This window comes from Allobosea sp. P2_A10 (assembly GCF_056405115.1).
In genome coordinates this window covers 1-16,202 of sequence record NZ_JBFUCS010000001.1, presented here as the reverse complement: position 1 = coordinate 16,202, position 16,202 = coordinate 1, and the positions used below count along the sequence as shown (strand labels likewise).

The 16,202-nt window shown below is 65.8% G+C and carries 21 protein-coding genes; 1 reads left to right on the top strand and 20 read right to left on the bottom strand.

Annotated elements, in window-relative coordinates; all coding sequences use genetic code 11:
* Nucleotides 1-194 precede the first annotated feature (194 nt).
* From AC1DZY_RS00105 to AC1DZY_RS00065, 9 genes are all read right to left on the bottom strand, one after another.
* Complete coding sequence (locus AC1DZY_RS00105; RefSeq protein WP_476818018.1) at nucleotides 195-1,247, bottom strand: CmpA/NrtA family ABC transporter substrate-binding protein; 1,053 nt, start codon at nucleotides 1,245-1,247, stop codon at nucleotides 195-197.
* Nucleotides 1,244-1,828: an ANTAR domain-containing response regulator gene (locus AC1DZY_RS00100; RefSeq protein WP_476818017.1), complete on the bottom strand. Its 585-nt coding sequence runs from the start codon at nucleotides 1,826-1,828 to the stop codon at nucleotides 1,244-1,246. Before AC1DZY_RS00100 ends, AC1DZY_RS00105 begins: the two co-directional genes overlap by 4 nt.
* Before the next feature lie 26 nt (nucleotides 1,829-1,854).
* The gene (locus AC1DZY_RS00095; RefSeq protein ID WP_476818771.1) at nucleotides 1,855-2,436 is read right to left on the bottom strand and encodes a HupE/UreJ family protein; all 582 of its coding nucleotides are present in this window, start codon (nucleotides 2,434-2,436) and stop codon (nucleotides 1,855-1,857) included.
* A gap of 25 nt (nucleotides 2,437-2,461) precedes the next feature.
* Entirely contained in the window at nucleotides 2,462-3,094 is a 633-nt protein-coding gene (gene ureG, locus AC1DZY_RS00090) for an urease accessory protein UreG (RefSeq protein ID WP_476818016.1), read from the bottom strand.
* Nucleotides 3,091-3,771, bottom strand: coding sequence for an urease accessory protein UreF (locus AC1DZY_RS00085; RefSeq protein ID WP_476818015.1), 681 nt, complete (start codon nucleotides 3,769-3,771; stop codon nucleotides 3,091-3,093). The genes ureG and AC1DZY_RS00085 overlap by 4 nt, the downstream gene beginning before the upstream one ends.
* A gap of 6 nt (nucleotides 3,772-3,777) precedes the next feature.
* Entirely contained in the window at nucleotides 3,778-4,461 is a 684-nt protein-coding gene (locus AC1DZY_RS00080) for an urease accessory protein UreE (protein ID WP_476818014.1), read from the bottom strand.
* Between the two features lie 27 nt (nucleotides 4,462-4,488).
* Complete coding sequence (locus AC1DZY_RS00075) at nucleotides 4,489-4,797, bottom strand: putative quinol monooxygenase (RefSeq protein ID WP_476818013.1); 309 nt, start codon at nucleotides 4,795-4,797, stop codon at nucleotides 4,489-4,491.
* 82 nt (nucleotides 4,798-4,879) lie between these two features.
* Nucleotides 4,880-5,335, bottom strand: a complete 456-nt coding sequence (locus AC1DZY_RS00070) for a hypothetical protein (RefSeq protein ID WP_476818012.1) — start codon at nucleotides 5,333-5,335, stop codon at nucleotides 4,880-4,882.
* A gap of 86 nt (nucleotides 5,336-5,421) precedes the next feature.
* Complete coding sequence (locus tag AC1DZY_RS00065) at nucleotides 5,422-5,835, bottom strand: winged helix-turn-helix transcriptional regulator (RefSeq protein ID WP_476818011.1); 414 nt, start codon at nucleotides 5,833-5,835, stop codon at nucleotides 5,422-5,424.
* 77 nt (nucleotides 5,836-5,912) lie between these two features.
* On the opposite strand from AC1DZY_RS00065, the gene AC1DZY_RS00060 reads away from it, so the two are divergent.
* A complete protein-coding gene (locus AC1DZY_RS00060; protein ID WP_476818010.1) occupies nucleotides 5,913-6,536 on the top strand; it encodes an FMN-dependent NADH-azoreductase in 624 nt (207 codons plus the stop codon).
* A 25-nt stretch (nucleotides 6,537-6,561) separates the two neighbouring features.
* Here AC1DZY_RS00060 and AC1DZY_RS00055 read toward each other — a convergent pair whose 3' ends face one another.
* The 11 genes from AC1DZY_RS00055 to AC1DZY_RS00005 all read right to left on the bottom strand — a co-directional run bounded on the left by AC1DZY_RS00055 (nucleotide 6,562) and on the right by AC1DZY_RS00005 (nucleotide 15,885).
* On the bottom strand, nucleotides 6,562-7,539 hold the full coding sequence (locus AC1DZY_RS00055; protein WP_476818009.1) for a GSU2403 family nucleotidyltransferase fold protein: 978 nt from the start codon (nucleotides 7,537-7,539) through the stop codon (nucleotides 6,562-6,564).
* 48 nt (nucleotides 7,540-7,587) lie between these two features.
* The gene (gene ureC / locus AC1DZY_RS00050; RefSeq protein ID WP_476818008.1) at nucleotides 7,588-9,324 is read right to left on the bottom strand and encodes an urease subunit alpha; all 1,737 of its coding nucleotides are present in this window, start codon (nucleotides 9,322-9,324) and stop codon (nucleotides 7,588-7,590) included.
* Between the two features lie 44 nt (nucleotides 9,325-9,368).
* The gene (locus AC1DZY_RS00045; protein WP_476818007.1) at nucleotides 9,369-10,214 is read right to left on the bottom strand and encodes a DUF1003 domain-containing protein; all 846 of its coding nucleotides are present in this window, start codon (nucleotides 10,212-10,214) and stop codon (nucleotides 9,369-9,371) included.
* Nucleotides 10,211-10,831, bottom strand: coding sequence for an urease subunit gamma (locus tag AC1DZY_RS00040; RefSeq protein WP_476818006.1), 621 nt, complete (start codon nucleotides 10,829-10,831; stop codon nucleotides 10,211-10,213). The genes AC1DZY_RS00045 and AC1DZY_RS00040 overlap by 4 nt, the downstream gene beginning before the upstream one ends.
* Complete coding sequence (locus AC1DZY_RS00035; RefSeq protein ID WP_476818005.1) at nucleotides 10,828-11,130, bottom strand: hypothetical protein; 303 nt, start codon at nucleotides 11,128-11,130, stop codon at nucleotides 10,828-10,830. Before AC1DZY_RS00035 ends, AC1DZY_RS00040 begins: the two co-directional genes overlap by 4 nt.
* A gap of 10 nt (nucleotides 11,131-11,140) precedes the next feature.
* Nucleotides 11,141-11,995, bottom strand: coding sequence for an urease accessory protein UreD (locus AC1DZY_RS00030; protein WP_476818004.1), 855 nt, complete (start codon nucleotides 11,993-11,995; stop codon nucleotides 11,141-11,143).
* A gap of 116 nt (nucleotides 11,996-12,111) precedes the next feature.
* Nucleotides 12,112-13,005: a PfkB family carbohydrate kinase gene (locus AC1DZY_RS00025; RefSeq protein ID WP_476818003.1), complete on the bottom strand. Its 894-nt coding sequence runs from the start codon at nucleotides 13,003-13,005 to the stop codon at nucleotides 12,112-12,114.
* Between the two features lie 5 nt (nucleotides 13,006-13,010).
* Nucleotides 13,011-14,063 carry an aldose epimerase family protein gene (locus AC1DZY_RS00020; protein WP_476818002.1) on the bottom strand — a complete coding sequence of 351 codons (1,053 nt, stop codon included), beginning with the start codon at nucleotides 14,061-14,063 and terminating at the stop codon, nucleotides 13,011-13,013.
* Between the two features lie 234 nt (nucleotides 14,064-14,297).
* Nucleotides 14,298-14,747, bottom strand: coding sequence for a VOC family protein (locus tag AC1DZY_RS00015; protein ID WP_476818001.1), 450 nt, complete (start codon nucleotides 14,745-14,747; stop codon nucleotides 14,298-14,300).
* Nucleotides 14,748-14,815: 68 nt separating this feature from the next.
* Entirely contained in the window at nucleotides 14,816-15,241 is a 426-nt protein-coding gene (locus tag AC1DZY_RS00010) for a tyrosine-type recombinase/integrase (protein ID WP_476818000.1), read from the bottom strand.
* Nucleotides 15,242-15,252: 11 nt separating this feature from the next.
* Nucleotides 15,253-15,885 carry a hypothetical protein gene (locus AC1DZY_RS00005; protein ID WP_476817999.1) on the bottom strand — a complete coding sequence of 211 codons (633 nt, stop codon included), beginning with the start codon at nucleotides 15,883-15,885 and terminating at the stop codon, nucleotides 15,253-15,255.
* Nucleotides 15,886-16,202: the final 317 nt, after the last annotated feature.

The window sequence follows — 16,202 nt, the reverse complement described above, 5'->3', positions numbered from 1 at the left end:
TTCAAGATCGGGATGGCGCGGGCAGCGTTGGCCGCGCTGCACCAAACATTACAAAGATCGTGCCAACTCTCGAAAGATTCAGTTTCTCTGGAATTACAATAGGTTAGCGAAAATTCCCGAGCGAGAAGGCGCGCCGGAGACGTCGTATTGCGGTGCACAATTGGCCTGCATTCGCATAAAAAACGCGCAGCACCTCAAGATTGAGAGCGATTGCCTGCAAAGAGAGCAGGCCGGAAGATCGCCCGCGCCTGCTCGTGGAGATCAGGGATCGCGACGACCTGCCCGGCCTGCTCCATCCCGCCAAGAATCCAGGCGGCGTGGTCGGGATTGGGCCGCAGCGCCTCGCGGTCGAAGCGGATGAAGCGCTCGACCTGCCGCGGTGGCCGCCCAGCGCCCTGGCGCAATTCCCCGTTCAGCGCGGGCTCGAGGATTTCGACCGGCAGCGCCAGGCGATCCGGCTTCGACAGGTGCAGCGCAAGACGGCCGAGATTTTCGGGCTGGCAGGCCCACTCGCTCGCACACAGGATCGCGGCATTGAGTTTCGAGACGGCCTCGACTCGGCGTTCGGCGTCGTCGGCGCGCCAGGCCAGCACCTTGTCGGGGCAATCGCAGCGCAAATCGGTGCCGCACAGCACCATCGCGCCGATCCCCGCGGCGACGGCTGCGGCATTCCAGGGCGCGCCGGCGCAGAAGCCGTCGATCCGCCCGCTGGTCAGCGCCTCGACCGTCTGCGGCGGCGGCACGACTTCGAAACGGATATCCTCGCCGAGCTTCAGGCCGCCCTTGGCCAGCCAGTCGCAGAGCAGATAGGTATGGCTTGAAAAGCCGAAGACGGCCGCAAACGTCAATGGCGGCAGGCCCGACGCCTTGCGCCGCGCGACCATGGCGGCGAGCGCACTCGCGGACACCGCGGGATCGGCCATGTCGCCGTCGCCGAGGCGCGTCATCTCCTCGAAGCGACGCACGGAGATGGTGATCGCGCTGCCGTCGAGATTGAGCGCGATCGGGACCGCCATCGGCGCCTTGACGCCGCCGATGCCGAGTGTCGCGGCCACCGCCGCCGGTCCGAGCATGTGGGCGGCGTCGAACAGGCGGACATTGAGCTTGTCGCGCAGATTGGACCAGGAGATTTCGCGTACGAGTTCGAGGTTGAGCCCCTGCGCCTCGGCGAAGCCCTCGTCCTTCGCCAGAATCACCAGCGAGCAGTCGATCAGCGGCATGAAGCCGACACGAAGATGCAGGGTCATTTCAGCACCTCGGCGGCTGTGATGATGGAGCGCGCGATGTCAACGAGCTTGCGCTTCTCGTTCATCGCGGTCTTTCGCAGCAGCGCGTAAGCCTCCTCTTCGGCCAGGCCCTTCAGGCGCATGACGACGCCCTTGGCCCGGTCGATCAGCTTGCGCTCCTCCAGCTGCGAGCGGGCCTCATCGAGTTCCTCGCGCAGTTTGCGGAAGGCGTTGAAACGGCTGATGCAGGTCTGGAGGATCGGCTGCATGCGCTCCTTCTTCAGCCCGTCGACGATATAGGCGGAGACGCCGGCCTCGACGGCGGCCTCGATCGAGGCGGAATCGGACTGGTCGACGAACATGGTGATGGGCCGTTTCACGCTGCGGCTGACCAGGAACATGTCGGCCAGCGCGTCGCGGCTGGGGTCTTCGAGATCGATCACGACGACGTCGGGATCATGCGTCTCGATCGCGGCGACGAGACCGTTGGTCGCGCCGATGCGGACGAGGTCGGTGAAACCCGCCTCGCGCAGACCCTCGTCGATGATGGCCGCGCGCACCGGATTGGCATCGACGATCAGGATTTTCAGGGCTGGTCTCATGGGGGAGCCCGAAATGCGGGCCTCCGTCAGCCCGGCAGCAGCGCCGCGCCCGCGAGCACGAGGCCGCCGCCCGCAATGCGCGCCAGCAGCGGAGCACGCGCGGCGAGCGCCGCCGCAAGGCCAAGCCCCGCGCCGTGCAGCGCCACCGTCGCCACGACAAAGCCGAGCGCATAGCCGGTGCTGCTCGCGCCCTCCGGCAGTTCGGCGCCATGGGCATGGCCATGGAAGATCGCGAAAACGGCGCAGGCGGCCGTTCCGGCGGCCAACGGCGGCACGAGGCCGAACGCGATGGCGAAGCCAAGCGCGATCACGGATGCCGCGATGCCGATTTCGACACCCGGCAGCGGCAGGCCCGACATGCCCCACAAGCCGGCCACGACCATCATGCCGACGAAGGCGAGCGGATAGGCCCACCGCGCCTTGCCGCCGACCAGGCCGGCCCACAGACCGACCGCGATCATCGCCATCACATGATCGAGCCCGAACAGCGGATGCATCAGGCCGGCCGTGAAGCCATGCACCGGGCCAATTCCGGTGTGGGCCAGGGCCGGCGTGACAGCCGCCGACAGAACCAGAGCCAGCATCGCCCGTCCGAAGACCATCCGCATCGTCGTCACCTTCCTATGTTGCCGGTCAAGCCACGGAAGCGACCCGCAGGCCCCCTGCCGTCTCGATGAAATCCACCACCACATCGACACCCTCGCCGAGCTTGGTGTTGGTGAAGACGAAGGGGCGCCTGCCGCGCATCAGGCGGGAATCCCGGTCCATGACTGCAAGATCCGCGCCGACATGGGGGGCGAGATCGGTCTTGTTGATGACGAGCAGGTCGGAGCGCGTGATCCCCGGCCCGCCCTTGCGGGGGATCTTCTCGCCGGCGGCGACGTCGATGACGTAGATCGTCAGGTCGGCGAGTTCGGGCGAGAAGGTCGCGGCGAGGTTGTCGCCGCCGGATTCGATCAGGATGATGTCGAGGTCCGGGAACTTGCCGCGCATCTCCTCGACGGCGGCGAGGTTGATCGAGCAGTCCTCGCGGATGGCGGTGTGCGGGCAGCCGCCGGTCTCGACGCCCATGATCCGCTCCTGCGGCAGCGCGCCGGCGACCGTCAGAAGGCGAGCATCCTCCTTGGTGTAGATATCGTTGGTGATGGCGCAGAGATCATAGCGATCGCGCATGCGCTTGCAGAGCACCTCCATCAGGGCGGTCTTGCCGGAGCCGACGGGGCCGCCGATGCCGACGCGGAGCGGGCCGTGGGGAGAGCGTGTCATGAACGGAACAGCCTCGAATACTGGGTTTCGTGTCGCAGGGAAGCGAGATCGGACCGGAACGTACAACCACCGAGATCGTCGAGCGTCGCGTTCTCCGCAGTCGCGGCTGCCGCATGCAAGGCCGGCACCAGGCCGGCCGTGATCTTCTGCCCGTCGGTCTGGCCGACGATGCCGAGCCTGACCGAGGCCGAGACGAGATTGGCGACGAAGGCCAGGCCATAGGCTTCGAGCGCGGGCCGCAACGGCAGGTCATGGCCTGAGGCAGCAACGCCGACCGCGATGGGATAGGCGACATCGCCGGCCCAGACCTGTCGCAGTCGCACGATCGCCTCACAGGGCCAGGCGGCGCGCAAGGCGGCGACGAAGGCGTTGCCCTGCGTCACCGTCTCCAGACGCCGTTCCGAGGAGTTGGCCAAAGCCAGCGCAAGCTCGGCGACCTCCGCCAGGGCGACGTCGTCATGGCCACCCGTCGCGCGCCAGGCGGCGGCGAAGAGGATCAGGTCGTTGCGCAGCGAGCCATGATTGACCAGCGCATCGAGCCAGTCGCTCAAAGTGGCGTGGTCGTACAGGTCGCCGGTCTCGAAAGCCCATTCCAGCCCGTGGGAATAGGCGAATGCGCCGACCGGGAAGGACGGCGACAGCCAGACCATCAGCGGCAGATGGGCAGACGACATCATGGGCCGTCAGTGGTCGTGGCTATGGCCCTTGTGACCATGCTCGGCGCCATGCTTGTGGCCGTGCTCGTGCTTGTGGCCATGATCGTGCCCGCAGCCGCAGCCATCGTCATGGGCGGCGTGAGCATGCCCGGCATGGTCGTGCGCCGCGGGTGCGACGCCATGGTCGTGATGGGCGTGATCGTGGCCATGCGCATGGTCATGACCGTGATCGTGCCCGCACGTCGCGTCATGGACGTGATGGTCGTGGCCGGCATGATCGTGATCATAAGCGCCGCGTTCGGGCTGGAACGGGCGCATAACGGCGCTCATGGCGCAGCCCTGGCCGCGCACCATCTCAGCCAGAACGTGGTCGTTCTCGATATAGATCGCGTCGGCCGTGATCTCGGCAGGGGTATGGCGGTTGCCGATATGCCAGGCGACGCGCATCAGGCGCAGCGGATTCTCCGCGCGCACCTCGAGCAGGCTCTGCGCGGCGGCCTTGATGACGACGAGGCGGCCATCATCGAGCCTGACAGCGTCGCCGTCGCCAAGCGCGGTCGGCTTGTCGAGATCGAGCAGGATATCGAGCCCGCCATCGCCCTTGAGGGCAAGGCGGCGGCGGTTGCGGTCCTCATGATCGAGCGTCAGCGTCTCGATGACCCTGTCGGCCTTGACCGCGGCCTTGCGAACGACGGAGGTGGCGCGAAGCATGATGGAACGTCCCGTAACGGTGATGGGTCAGAGGCGGTCGATCGACCGCGGGTCGACCACTTCGATCACCGGAGGGCTTTCGACGCAAGCCCCCGCCACTGCGAGGAAGGCCTGCAGATGCGGCTCGAGCATATGGCGGTCGATGTCGGCGCGCGTCTCCCAGTTCTCGACGAAGACGAAATGCCCGGCGGCACTGACGCTTTCATGCATGTCGTAAGCGAGGCAGCCGCTCTCCCGGCGGGTCGCTGCGATGCAATCCCGGGCAGCGGCGATAAATTGCGCACGGGCGTCGAGGCGCACCTGCGCCCGTGCGATGACGATGACTGGATCGGACATTGCGAATACGCCTCCCTGCCGCGAGGCGTCCGAGCGCCCCTCTCCGATACCGGGCCGGGCAAGTCGCGGATGCGCGGGCGCGTCAGATCCGTGTGCGCAACTGCTCGTAGATCAGACCCAGTCCGGCACCGAAAGCCGTCTGGATCAAAGCTCCGACGAGCATGCGCATCGGGACGAGCCCGGCGAAATAGACGCCGCCCTTGATCAGCGGCAACAGGATCCAGCCGCCGAGCAGCAGCGGCCCCAGCCAGCCGAAGACGATGCCCTTCAGCCAGAAATCCTTTCCAGGCAGATGCGACCAGACCACCGAAAACAGCGCGCCCCAGAGCCCGCCCCAGAACATCTGGTTCATCAGGGCAGGAACCCCCCAGGGCGGGATCGGCGCGAAGGACCAGGGTTTCGCCGGCAGCATGCCCAGCAAGTTCAGGATCAGGAACATGCCCTGATGAAAGATCACAACCGCGATCGCGCCTGCGATAAAGCCGGCGGCGAGACTGCGCGGAGCGATGCCGGCGTCCGGCGAAGCGAGGGTGGCCATAAAAGGATACTTTCGGAGTTGGGAAACGTCGCGCGCCCGGAGACTTGCACGACACATGCGGCACAGCAATCGCAGCGTCTCTCAGGTCAGCCAGCCCTGACGCCGGTCAGCCCGATCTTGCGCGGTTGCCCAGCGCCCGCGCGCTTGTCGAAGGCGGCCTGCGCCTTACCGATTTCGCCGGCATGCTCGAACGCCCATAGCCCCAGCGCCTGCACCGGGAGCCAGAGCGAGCGGCCAAGATCGGTCAACTCGTAGTCGACGCGCGGCGGGATCGTCGGGAACACCGTACGATTGACCAGCCCGTCGCGCTCCAGCCCGCGCACGGTCAACGTCAGCATGCGCTGCGAGATGCCGTCGACCAGCCGCTTGATTTCGTTGAATCGTCGCGGCCCATCGCCGAGCAGGCGCACGATCTGGATGCTCCACTTGTCGCCGACACGGGCGAGAACCGGCGCGACGACGCGGCAGCTCTCGGTTACATGAATGTGCCCCTGTTCCAAAAATGTGCCTCCTTGTCGGCATTTAGACAGGCTCGTACATAGCCTCGGTATCAAACGTATACCACAGAGGCTCCCTCATGAAACTGCTTCATCTCGATTCCAGCATCCTTGGCGACAACTCCGCCAGCCGCGAGATCTCGGCATCGATCGTCTCCCAGCTACGCGCCAAGAACCCGGCTCTCGCCGTCACCTATCGCGATCTCGCAGCCGACCCGCTGCCGCATCTGTCCGGCTCTCACCTCGCTGCGGCGGCCGGCGCGCCGGTCAGCGACACGATCAAGACCGAAGTCGCGACGAGCGCGGCCGTGATGGACGAATTCCTCGCCGCCGATGTCGTCGTGATCGGCGCGCCAATGTACAATTTCTCGATCCCGACGCAGTTGAAGGCCTGGATCGACCGCATCGCGGTGGCCGGCAAGACCTTCCGCTACACCGAGAAGGGGCCGGAAGGGCTGGCGGGCGGCAAGCGCCTGATCGTCGCAACATCGCGCGGCAACATCTATTCGCCCGGCGCGCCGGCGGCCCCGAACGATTTCCAGGAGCCTTATCTGCGCGCGGTCTTCAGTTTCCTGGGCGTCACCGATATCGAATTCGTCCGGGCGGAAGGCATCGCCTTCGGACCGGAGCAGCGCAAGGCGGCCCTGAGCGGCGCGCGCGAAGCTGCTGCCGTGTTGAAGGCGCCGCTGGCGAAGGCAGCGTAAGCCGCAGTTCGAGGTTCGCGGCCGCTCAGCCAAGAGCCTCGATCTGTGAGAGAGAGCGCTGGATCGGGCGAGCCCAGCCGTCCCTCCCCATGGCGCGCGCTTCATCCAGCGCGTCTTCAAGCGCAAACGGGGCCGCCTCCCGCAAAGCCGCCAACAAGGCGGCGGCCTGCGCGAGATCCTTGCGGCTCTTGGCAAGCTCATGCGCGCCCCGCTTTTGGGCAAGGATGAGCTTGTGGACGGCAAAGCGCGCCGGGCGCGGCAATGCAACCGCCACGCCCGCGCCGTGGAGCGCAACCGCGACCACCGGCTCGGCGATCAGCCAGTCGAGTTGCTGCAGCGGAATCGCACCGGCGCCCAGCGCCTTGAGCGACATGGGGTTGCGGTCGGAACGCCGACGCTGCGGCGTCAGCAGGTCGATGACAAAGCTTTCCGAGTTGCGGAAGCGGGCCGGTGGTGCTTTTGGATCGAGCGCCGGTAGGGCCGCAAAACTGGGATCGGCTCGCCGTAAAATGGCGAGCATGCTGTCGCCCTCGATTTCGCCGTCGAGCGCGAGATCGGCGGTGGCGAGATCAGCATCCTGCGTCATGATCGTCGCCGAGGGCAGGATCACGCCGAGAAGCGGCGGGTAGCATTGATAGGCAGCCGTCCCGACGAGCACGGCCCCGCGCCGAAACAGCCCGGCATGGGCAACCGTATCGAGCACCTTTCCGAGCGTTGCCGTGGGGCCTGGGATGAGGCGTCGCAGAGTCGAGACCAGCCGTCGCCGCTCCTGCCTGCGGATCATCTCGGCCTTTGCGGCTTGCGCCCGCGCAATCACTTCGGGATCATCGGCGCGGCCGAGATGCTCTATCGTTCGGCTCGCGCCGATCCAGCGCTGCAGCCTGAGATAGCGGACACCACCGATCACGGTCGCAACGACGGTCGCCTCGTCCTGCGAAGCAGTCTCGACCTGCTGCTGCAGATCGGCATAGAGCGTCTGGATATTGAGCGGGATACGCTGCATGAGGCTTAGTAGCACAGATTGCAGTTTGTGCTACTAAGTCTCCTCGGCTCAAAACAGGAAATACCTCTGCGCCAGCGGCAGTTCCTTCGCCGGTTCGCAGACCAGCAACTCCCCATCCGCCACCACAGCATAGGTCTCCGGGTCGATCTGGATATCGGGCGTGGCGTCGTTGTGGATCATGCTCTTCTTGGAGATGCCGCCGCGGGTGTTCTCGACCGCGACCATCTGCTTGTCTGTGCCCAGCCGCTTTTGCAGGCCGTTGGCGATGGCGGCCTGCGAAACGAAGACCAGCGAGGTCGAGGTGACTGCCTTGCCGAAAGCGCCGAACATCGGACGGTAATGCACTGGCTGCGGCGTCGGGATCGAGGCGTTGGGATCGCCCATCGGGGCGGCCGCGATCATGCCGCCCTTGATCACCATGTCGGGCTTGGTGGCGAAGAAAGCCGGCGACCAGATCACGAGGTCGGCCAGCTTGCCGATCTCGACCGAGCCGATATGGCGGGATATGCCGTGCGAGATCGCCGGGTTGATAGTGTATTTCGCGACATAGCGTTTTGCCCGGAAATTATCCGCGCCGGTGCCGACATCCTGGGCGAGAGCCCCGCGCTGGACCTTCATCTTGTGGGCGGTCTGCCAGGTCCGGGTGATGACCTCGCCGATACGGCCCATCGCCTGCGAGTCCGAGGACATCATCGAGAGCGCGCCGAGATCGTGCAGGATGTCCTCGGCCGCGATCGTCTCCTTGCGGATGCGGCTTTCGGCGAAGGCGAGGTCCTCCGGGATCGACGGCGACAGGTGATGACAGACCATCAGCATGTCCAAATGCTCGTCGAGCGTATTGACCGTGAAGGGCCGCGTCGGATTGGTCGAGGACGGCAGGACGTTGGGCAGACCCGCCACCTTCATGATGTCGGGCGCATGGCCGCCGCCCGCCCCTTCCGTGTGGAAGGCGTGGATGGTGCGACCCTTGAACGCCGCGATCGTGTCCTCGACGAAGCCGCTCTCGTTGAGCGTGTCGGTGTGGATCATCACCTGCACGTCGTAATCGTCGGCGACCGAGAGGCAGTTGTCGATGGCGGCCGGGGTCGTGCCCCAGTCCTCGTGCAGCTTCAGCGCGCAGGCGCCGGCCTCGACCATCTCGATCAGCGCGCCGGGCAGCGCGGCATTGCCCTTGCCGGCGAAGGCGAGGTTCATCGGGAAGGCGTCGGCGGCCTTGATCATCTGGCCGAGATGCCAGGGGCCGGGCGTGCAGGTCGTCGCCAGCGTGCCATGGGCCGGGCCGGTGCCACCGCCGAGCATGGTGGTGAGGCCGCTCATCAGGGCCTCCTCGATCTGCTGCGGGCAGATATAGTGGATGTGGCTGTCGAAGCCGCCGGCGGTGACGATCTTGCCCTCGCCGGCGATGACCTCCGTGCCCGGGCCGACGATGATCGTCTCATGCGGATCGAAATTGCCGAATCCGGCCTGGATATCGGGATTACCGGCCTTGCCGATCGCGACGATGCGCCCGCCAACGATGCCGATATCGGCTTTGACGATACCCCAATGGTCGAGGATCAGCGCATTGGTGATGACGGTGTCGACGGCGCCGTCGGCGTTGCGGACTTGTGACTGGCCCATGCCGTCACGGATGACCTTGCCGCCGCCGAACTTCACCTCCTCGCCATAGGTGGTGAAGTCCTTCTCGACCTTGATGACGAGTTCGGTGTCACCGAGGCGCACCGTATCGCCGGTGGTGGGGCCAAACATCGCGGCATAGGCATTGCGCGGGAAGTTGAAGGGCATGGCGTGTCTCGAACCCCTGTTGTCTCAAGGCTGATCAGCAAAACTCAGACCGAATGCGGCGCAACCGGCGGCGCGGGAGAGCCATCCGGCTTCGACTTCGGCTTCTTGCGCGTCTTCTTGACCACGACGACCTTCGGCCGCCTCGGCCTGATCGCCTGCTGGTCCTGCAGCAATTCGAGCTGGACCTGCTGGATTTCGGCCAGGCGCTGCCACTGCTTGGTGATGAGGTGGTCCATCTTCTCGTGGAGATGGCGGATTTCGAGCTCGGCCTTGAGGTTGACCTGATAGTCGTTGGACGAGCGCAGCCGGTCTTTCTCCTCCTGCCGCTTCTGGCTCATCATGATGATCGGCGCCTGGATGGCGGCGAGGCAGGACAGAACCAGGTTGAGCAGGATGAAGGGGTAGGGATCGAAGGCGTTCGCCGCGCCGATGATCGCGTTGATCGCCATCCAGACGATCAGGATCGAGAAGAAGCTGATCAGGAAGGCCCATGAACCGCCGAAGCTCGCCAGCCCATCGGAGAGCCGCTCGCCCAGCGTGCGATGCTCGGCGAAATCGTCCTCGATGTTCTCGGCGATGGTTTCCTGCCGGGCGATGCTCTCGGCGACCTCGCGGTCGAGGTCGGAATATTCGCCGTGCTCCTCGCGCAGGATCTCCTCGACATATCGTGTCCGATAACGCGCCAGTTCCTTGACGCTGACGAGACTGTGGTCTTCGAGGTCGGGGAAGTCGCGGCGGATATGCTCGACCAGCGTCGGCCGCAGGCTGTCGAGCAAGACGAGGTTCTTGCGCGCCATCTCCACGCCGGTGATCGCGCAAACGCCCTTTTTCTTGCTGCCCGGGCCGCTTGTCGCCAACGGCGCGTCGGCCGCTTCAGTCGCTTCAGTCACAGCTTGCCCATCACCTCTTGGCGGAAGCCGTAAACTTCGCGCTTGCCCGCGAGGGCAACGAGCCTGACCTCACGGGTCTGCCCCGGCTCGAATCGCACCGCCGTACCGGCGGGAATATCGAGTCTGAAACCACGCGCCCTGTCGCGCTCGAAGGCGAGCGCGGAGTTCGCCTCGTAGAAATGATAATGCGAGCCGATCTGGATCGGCCGGTCACCGGTGTTGGCGACTGTCAGCGACAGGCTCTCGCGCCCCTCGTTCATGACCAGATCGCCGGGAAGCGGCGTGACCTCGCCAGGCTTCATTGCGTCGCTCGCGCCACGGATCGGCTCGTGCACCGTCACGAGCTTGGTGCCGTCGGGAAAGGTCGCCTCGACCTGCACGTCGTGGATCAGCGCGGCGATGCCGTCCATGACCTGACTGGCGGCGACGACATGGGCGCCTGCCTCCATCAGGTCGGCGACGGACCTGCCATCGCGCGCACCCTCGACGACAAAGTCGGTGATGAGCGCGACGGCTTCGGGATAGTTCAGCTTGACGCCGCGCTCGAGCCGTCTGCGCGCCACGATGGCGGCCATGGCGATGAGCAGCTTGTCCTTCTCGCGCGGCGTCAGATTCATGCGTGTTCCTTCTCGTCTTCGTCAGCGGAGGCGTCGTCCGAGGCGTCCTCGTCTTCGTCGTCAGCTTCATCTTCGCCGAGGTCGGCGTATTCATAGGCGAAGACGATCTCGCCGGTGGCGGGATCGAAGCTGCTGGAGGTGGATTCGTCGAAGGCCTCGATCAGCATCTCTGCGTCGTCGGGGCCATCGACATCGAAACGGCGCAAGGCCTCGTCGCCCCCGCCGGCCAGCGAGAGCTCGATCGCCCAGCCCCGAGCGCCGGTGTCATAAATGCATTTCAGACCCTGGATCGCCAGCATGATGCTCTCCTCAAGTTGACCAGGTGCGCGGCAGCGCACGGCCGGTCAATTGCCCGAGCAGCGTGACGAGGACGCGACGAAGCGCCTGCGCATCGGGCGAGAGAAGACGGATCAGCAGCAGATCGGAGACGATACCCGCGCCGGCCTCGACCCCGGCGAAGGCGTCGCCGGCCATGAGATCGCGCAGATCGTCCAGCCGCGGCAGATGGGCAGGCCCCGCCGCGACGAGGGTCGCGGCCGCCCTTGCGCCCGCGCCGATCGCAGGGCGGCCAAGCTGTCCGGCGATCCCGCCTTCCAGCCGGACATCGTCGGCGAAGACGAGCCTGCCTTCGCGCCTGATGCGCCAGCGGTCGCGCAGGCTGCCGCGCACGATCTCCTCGCCCATGGCGCTACGGCCGAAGAAGACGGATTCGCAGGCGACCAGCCGGGCATCGGCCGCAAGATCGATCGTCAGGCTGCGCGCAAGCCGCGCGCCCGAGAAAAGGATGCTCTCCTGCGGCAGCCAGGCGAGGCTCGCGCGCTCCGCCACCGCGAGGCTGGTTTCGATACGGGTGTCGGGCCCCTGGCTGCGATAGATCTTCTCGGCTGCCTGGGTGGTAACGACCGCGTCGCTCCCGGCGTCGAGCACCGCCTCGACGCGCATTGCGTCGCCGCCGGCCATGCCGCCACCGGTGTTGATCAGCACCGCTTCGCTGGTCGCGTCGAAGGTCGTCGGGAAGCGGGCGCGATAGCCGCCGGATTCGGCCAATTCAAGCCGATGCGTGCGCGCCCCGACCTTACCGAAACGCAGGCGGACGCCGCCGGCCGCCCGCACATAGGCCGGCAGCAGCGGATCACCGGCAAGTGGCAAGGGCGGCGCGAGCATTCGGTTGTCCCGAGGACGAAATGGCAGCGCCAATGTTCCGCGCGGCTCCTTGTCGGGCAAGGGGGCGGGCCACAAAAGTCGCCTAAATTTGAGGCAGCTCTTTCGTCGTTGCGATGTCAACCGGCCGACGCAAGGAAGCGCTCGACCTCGTCGCGGCTCGGCGCACCGGCTCGCCCGCCGAAGCGGGTGCATTTGATCGCAGCTGCCGCCGAGGCGAAGCGGATCGCCGCGCGCTCGCTTTGCCCCTCCGCAAGCGCCAGCGCGAAGGCGCCGTGCCAGACGTCGCCAGCGCCAAGTGTGTCCACCGTCTCAACAACGAAGGCCGGCATATGCGCAATCGTCCCGTTCTCGATGAAAAGTACGCCCTGCTTGCCGAGCGTAACGGCAAGCCAGGTCGAGCCGTTCCGCGCCACCTTGGCAAGCCCGGCGCGGGGGTCGTCCTCCTCCGACAGTTCCCGCAGCGCCTGCTGGCTGAAGGCGACATGGCTCGCCGTGCCGACAAGATCGGGATGAGGCGGCTTGCGGTCGGCGTCGAGCACGCCGGGAACGCCAGCCGCACGCGCCAGCCGGAGCGCCGCAAGCGCCCCTTCGCCCCAGCGCGTATCGGCCAGCACCGCGCCCGCTCCGGTGGGCAGATGGCCCGGCAGCCACTCGGTCCCGACCGGCATGGCCGGGTCCGAATAGGAGATCACCATGCGCTCGCCGGCGGCGTCGACCAGGATCGCGGAGACCGGCGAGCGCAAGCCCGGCGCACGCAGCGCAAAGCCGGTTTCGACGCCGTCGGCCGTCAGATCGGCGACGATGCGGTCCCCGGTCAGATCGTCCGACAGCCGTGTCGCCAGCCAGCAGCGCCCGCCGAGCCTGGCGATCGCGACCGAGGCGTTGCCGGCGCAGCCGCCGCCGACCACGGCGAGATCGCGCGCGCGGTATTTCTCGCCACGCGTCGGCATGGTCTCGACGCTGTAGACATAGTCGAGCGTCGCGATGCCCAGACAGAAGACGCCGGCCATGGGCTTCAGCCGTTCGCGAAGCGGTATTCGCTGACCTGCCGGTAGACCTCGCCCGGACGCAGCACCGTCGTGGGAAAATGCGGCAGGTTGGGCGAGTCCGGGACATGCTGCGGCTCGAGCGCGACGCCGGCGCAGGCGCCGTAGGGCGCGCCGCCGAGACCCGGGACAGGGGTGTTCAGCTTGAAACCGTCATAGGCCTGCAGCGCCGGCTCGGTGGTCCAGAGCTGCATCGACAGTCCGCTGCGATGCGAGCGCAGCGTCGCGGCATGCGCCAGTTCGAGCCCTTCGGCGGCGCTTGGCTCGCACCGGTCGCGGCGCAGGACGAAGTTGTGGTCGTACCAGAAGCGCGATCCGTCCGCGCTGGCATGGCGGATCGGGCGGGGCTTGCGGAAGTCGAACGGTGTCCCGGCGACATCGACCAGCGAGCCGTCGGGGATCAGGTCGGCATCGACGGGCGTGATCAGATGGCTGCGGATTTCAAGGTCGTGGTCGAGGATGTCGGGCCCATCATCGAGCCGGAAATAGGAGTGATGCGCCAGGTTGACGATGGTCGCAGTGTCGCTCGTGGCAGAGAGTTCGATGCGCAGGGTCGCCTCACCCTGCAGGCTGTAGCGGCACCAGACATTCAGCGTGCCGGGATAGCCGGCGTCGCCGTCGGGCGAGACCAGCGCCAGCGTCACGCTGGCCGCATCATGGTGGACGATGGTCCAGGGCCGCTTGCCGAAACCCTGCCCGCCGCCATGCAGCGAATGCCGGCCGTCCTGGTTCAACGGCAGTTGGTAGCTCTTGCCGTCGAGCGTGAAGCGGCCGCCGCCGATGCGGTTGGCGTAGCGGCCGGCGATCGCGCCCATATGGGAGGCGTGCAGAGGGTAGTCGGCGATATCTTGCAGGCCAAGCACGACGCGCTGGCGTCGCCCGCCGGACAGCGGCACGACGAGATCGCGCAACGACGCGCCCCATTCGACGATCTGCGCCTCAAGGCCGGAAGGCGAACGCAGGGTCGCGGCGTGGATCGGCGTGCCATCGGCAAGCGTGCCGAGCGGGTTTTTCGCGGTCATCGGGAAGCAGGCTCGTCTTTGAAGGCTGAGTCACTGGCGCTTGTCGTTCGCCGCCTCTCGGCCAATTCGGAGGAAACCGCAATCCCGATGGCCTCTTCGTCCGTGCAGTTCGATCTCGCGGCAAGTTGCGCGATCGACGCAAGCACCACCGGGCGATCCACATATATCGGTTCATCCACCTGCATCGAAGGATCGTCCCACAAACCGGCAAGGCACGCCAGATCGCCGCCCCGCTCACCAGACTCCGGTGTTGGCCATGCTCGCCCACGGCTCGGCCGGGGGCTTGGGATCGCCCTTCTGCAGGATCTCGATCGAGATGTTGTCGGGCGAACGGACGAAGGCCATGTTGCCGTCGCGCGGCGGGCGGTTGATCGTGACGCCGGCCTTCATCAGTTTGTCGCAGGTGGCGTAGATGTCGTCGACCTCATAGGCGAGATGGCCGAAATTGCGGCCGCCGGTATAAACCTCCGGATCCCAGTTATAGGTCAGTTCCAGCGTCGGAGTGCCACGGCTGCCGGTCTTCTTGACGGCCTCGACATCGTCGGACGAGGCCAGGAAGACCAGCGTGAAACGGCCCTTCTCGCTTTCGATCCGGCGGGTTTCGACCATGCCGAACTTGGTCACGTAGAAATCGAGCGCGGCGTCGAGATCGGTGACACGCACCATGGTGTGGAGGTATCGCATTGTGAGGTTATCCTGTTGCTAGAATTGCGGTTTTCCGAAGCGAAAAGCACGCAATCAGCACGCAGGCCCTATGAACGCGCAGCCGCTACGGCTTGAAGGAGCCTATCAATAGCAGCGCACGGCTCCGCCAGATAGTCCGGCGAGTAAGGGGCGTACCGTTCTGTGATGGACACGGACGACCCGGCAGAATGGCCGAGCTGGGCTGACACCTGCCACGCAGGAACGCCCTCGGCACGGCACCAGCGGGCAACGGTGTGGCGCATGCTGTAAGCCGTCACCCGGTCATCAATCAGGGCCTTGGCCCGCGTGCGTTTCCAGCTGTCATGATAGCGATGCGTCGGCTTGCCACGGAACTGGACGACATGCTCGCCATCCCTCGCCTCCCCGGCCAGCCAGTCGCGCAGGACAGGAGGAATACGAACCACGGGCCGGTGCTTGCTCGTCTGAACCCTCTCTTTCGGGTTTAAAGTTATCAGCCCGGCTTTCAGGTTCACCCTATCCCACGTCAGCTCGCAAACAGCCTCAGGACGCGCCCGGTGCCCAAACCGAGCATTATCATGCGGGCTATATGTGGGCTGGCGACATCGAGCATGGAAGCCCACTGCCCCGGCTCCAGCGGCTCACCCATGACATCGGCCTTACCCGCCTTGATGGCTTGGATATGATACTGCCGCTCTATCTCGCCACGCTTCCAAGCCCGGTTTACGGCGGCTTTGATGATGAAGATGGTGTTGTTGATATAGCTGGGCTTGTGGCCCTTGGCCTTCAACGCATCCACGAACCGCTCGATGGTTTGCGGCTTGCAAGCCTCCGCCACCGTCATGCCTTTGAAGAACGGCTCGATATGCCCGAGCTGGTATTTGATGCGCGTGCCCGCCCGCACCGTGACCGCGTGGTTGAGGTAGTAGGACGTGACGCACTCATACAGCGTCATTTCCGAAGCCAGCTGTTCCGGCCGGGCCACGTTTTTCACGTACCATTCGGTCAGCAGCTTCTCTGCCTCGTCGGCATCGACAGTGCCGAGTGAAGCTCGTTTGGTCTGCCGGGAGGCATTATCGAACCACGTCCGAAACCACGTCGCACTGCCGGGGCGCTGGGCAACCCAGTAATCCCCGAGTTGAAAGCGTTTTTCTGCCATCGCCCTTTCTCCGGTTGAATCGAAACGCCCGCCCAAATGGGCGGGCGTTCTGGTGATTATTCTGCAGCCGGGGAGATGCCCGGCGGGCCAGCGTCCGGCCCATCAGCAGCCTGAGGGTCATCCCGGCCTCGTATCATCGCTGTGAGATCGCCTGCAATGTTGCCCCTGTGAGGGGCGCTTATCGCGTTGAAGGTTAGTCCCCCTGTTATTGGCTCTGGCTGATCCTTCCGGTTTTTCGGAAGGGTCCGGGGATGACGGGTGTGGAGACGATTGCGCGGATCCGTTTCGAGCATTTCCAGAACAGCAAGGGGATCAAG

Bases quoted from the DNA above. Each gene is read 5' to 3' on its own strand.
- AC1DZY_RS00035 (WP_476818005.1), bottom strand. From the start codon at position 11,130: ATGCTGGCGATCCAGGGTCTGAAATGCATTTATGACACCGGCGCTCGG.
- AC1DZY_RS00100 (WP_476818017.1), bottom strand. From the start codon at position 1,828: ATGAGACCAGCCCTGAAAATCCTGATCGTCGATGCCAATCCGGTGCGC.
- AC1DZY_RS00075 (WP_476818013.1), bottom strand. From the start codon at position 4,797: ATGTCCGATCCAGTCATCGTCATCGCACGGGCGCAGGTGCGCCTCGAC.
- ureC (WP_476818008.1), bottom strand. From the start codon at position 9,324: ATGCCCTTCAACTTCCCGCGCAATGCCTATGCCGCGATGTTTGGCCCC.
- AC1DZY_RS00055 (WP_476818009.1), bottom strand. From the start codon at position 7,539: ATGCAGCGTATCCCGCTCAATATCCAGACGCTCTATGCCGATCTGCAG.
- ureG (WP_476818016.1), bottom strand. From the start codon at position 3,094: ATGACACGCTCTCCCCACGGCCCGCTCCGCGTCGGCATCGGCGGCCCC.
- AC1DZY_RS00085 (WP_476818015.1), bottom strand. From the start codon at position 3,771: ATGATGTCGTCTGCCCATCTGCCGCTGATGGTCTGGCTGTCGCCGTCC.
- AC1DZY_RS00040 (WP_476818006.1), bottom strand. From the start codon at position 10,831: ATGAATCTGACGCCGCGCGAGAAGGACAAGCTGCTCATCGCCATGGCC.
- AC1DZY_RS00060 (WP_476818010.1), top strand. From the start codon at position 5,913: ATGAAACTGCTTCATCTCGATTCCAGCATCCTTGGCGACAACTCCGCC.
- AC1DZY_RS00080 (WP_476818014.1), bottom strand. From the start codon at position 4,461: ATGCTTCGCGCCACCTCCGTCGTTCGCAAGGCCGCGGTCAAGGCCGAC.
- AC1DZY_RS00105 (WP_476818018.1), bottom strand. From the start codon at position 1,247: ATGACCCTGCATCTTCGTGTCGGCTTCATGCCGCTGATCGACTGCTCG.
- AC1DZY_RS00030 (WP_476818004.1), bottom strand. From the start codon at position 11,995: ATGCTCGCGCCGCCCTTGCCACTTGCCGGTGATCCGCTGCTGCCGGCC.
- AC1DZY_RS00095 (WP_476818771.1), bottom strand. From the start codon at position 2,436: ATGCGGATGGTCTTCGGACGGGCGATGCTGGCTCTGGTTCTGTCGGCG.
- AC1DZY_RS00025 (WP_476818003.1), bottom strand. From the start codon at position 13,005: ATGGCCGGCGTCTTCTGTCTGGGCATCGCGACGCTCGACTATGTCTAC.
- AC1DZY_RS00005 (WP_476817999.1), bottom strand. From the start codon at position 15,885: ATGGCAGAAAAACGCTTTCAACTCGGGGATTACTGGGTTGCCCAGCGC.
- AC1DZY_RS00015 (WP_476818001.1), bottom strand. From the start codon at position 14,747: ATGCGATACCTCCACACCATGGTGCGTGTCACCGATCTCGACGCCGCG.
- AC1DZY_RS00020 (WP_476818002.1), bottom strand. From the start codon at position 14,063: ATGACCGCGAAAAACCCGCTCGGCACGCTTGCCGATGGCACGCCGATC.
- AC1DZY_RS00070 (WP_476818012.1), bottom strand. From the start codon at position 5,335: ATGGCCACCCTCGCTTCGCCGGACGCCGGCATCGCTCCGCGCAGTCTC.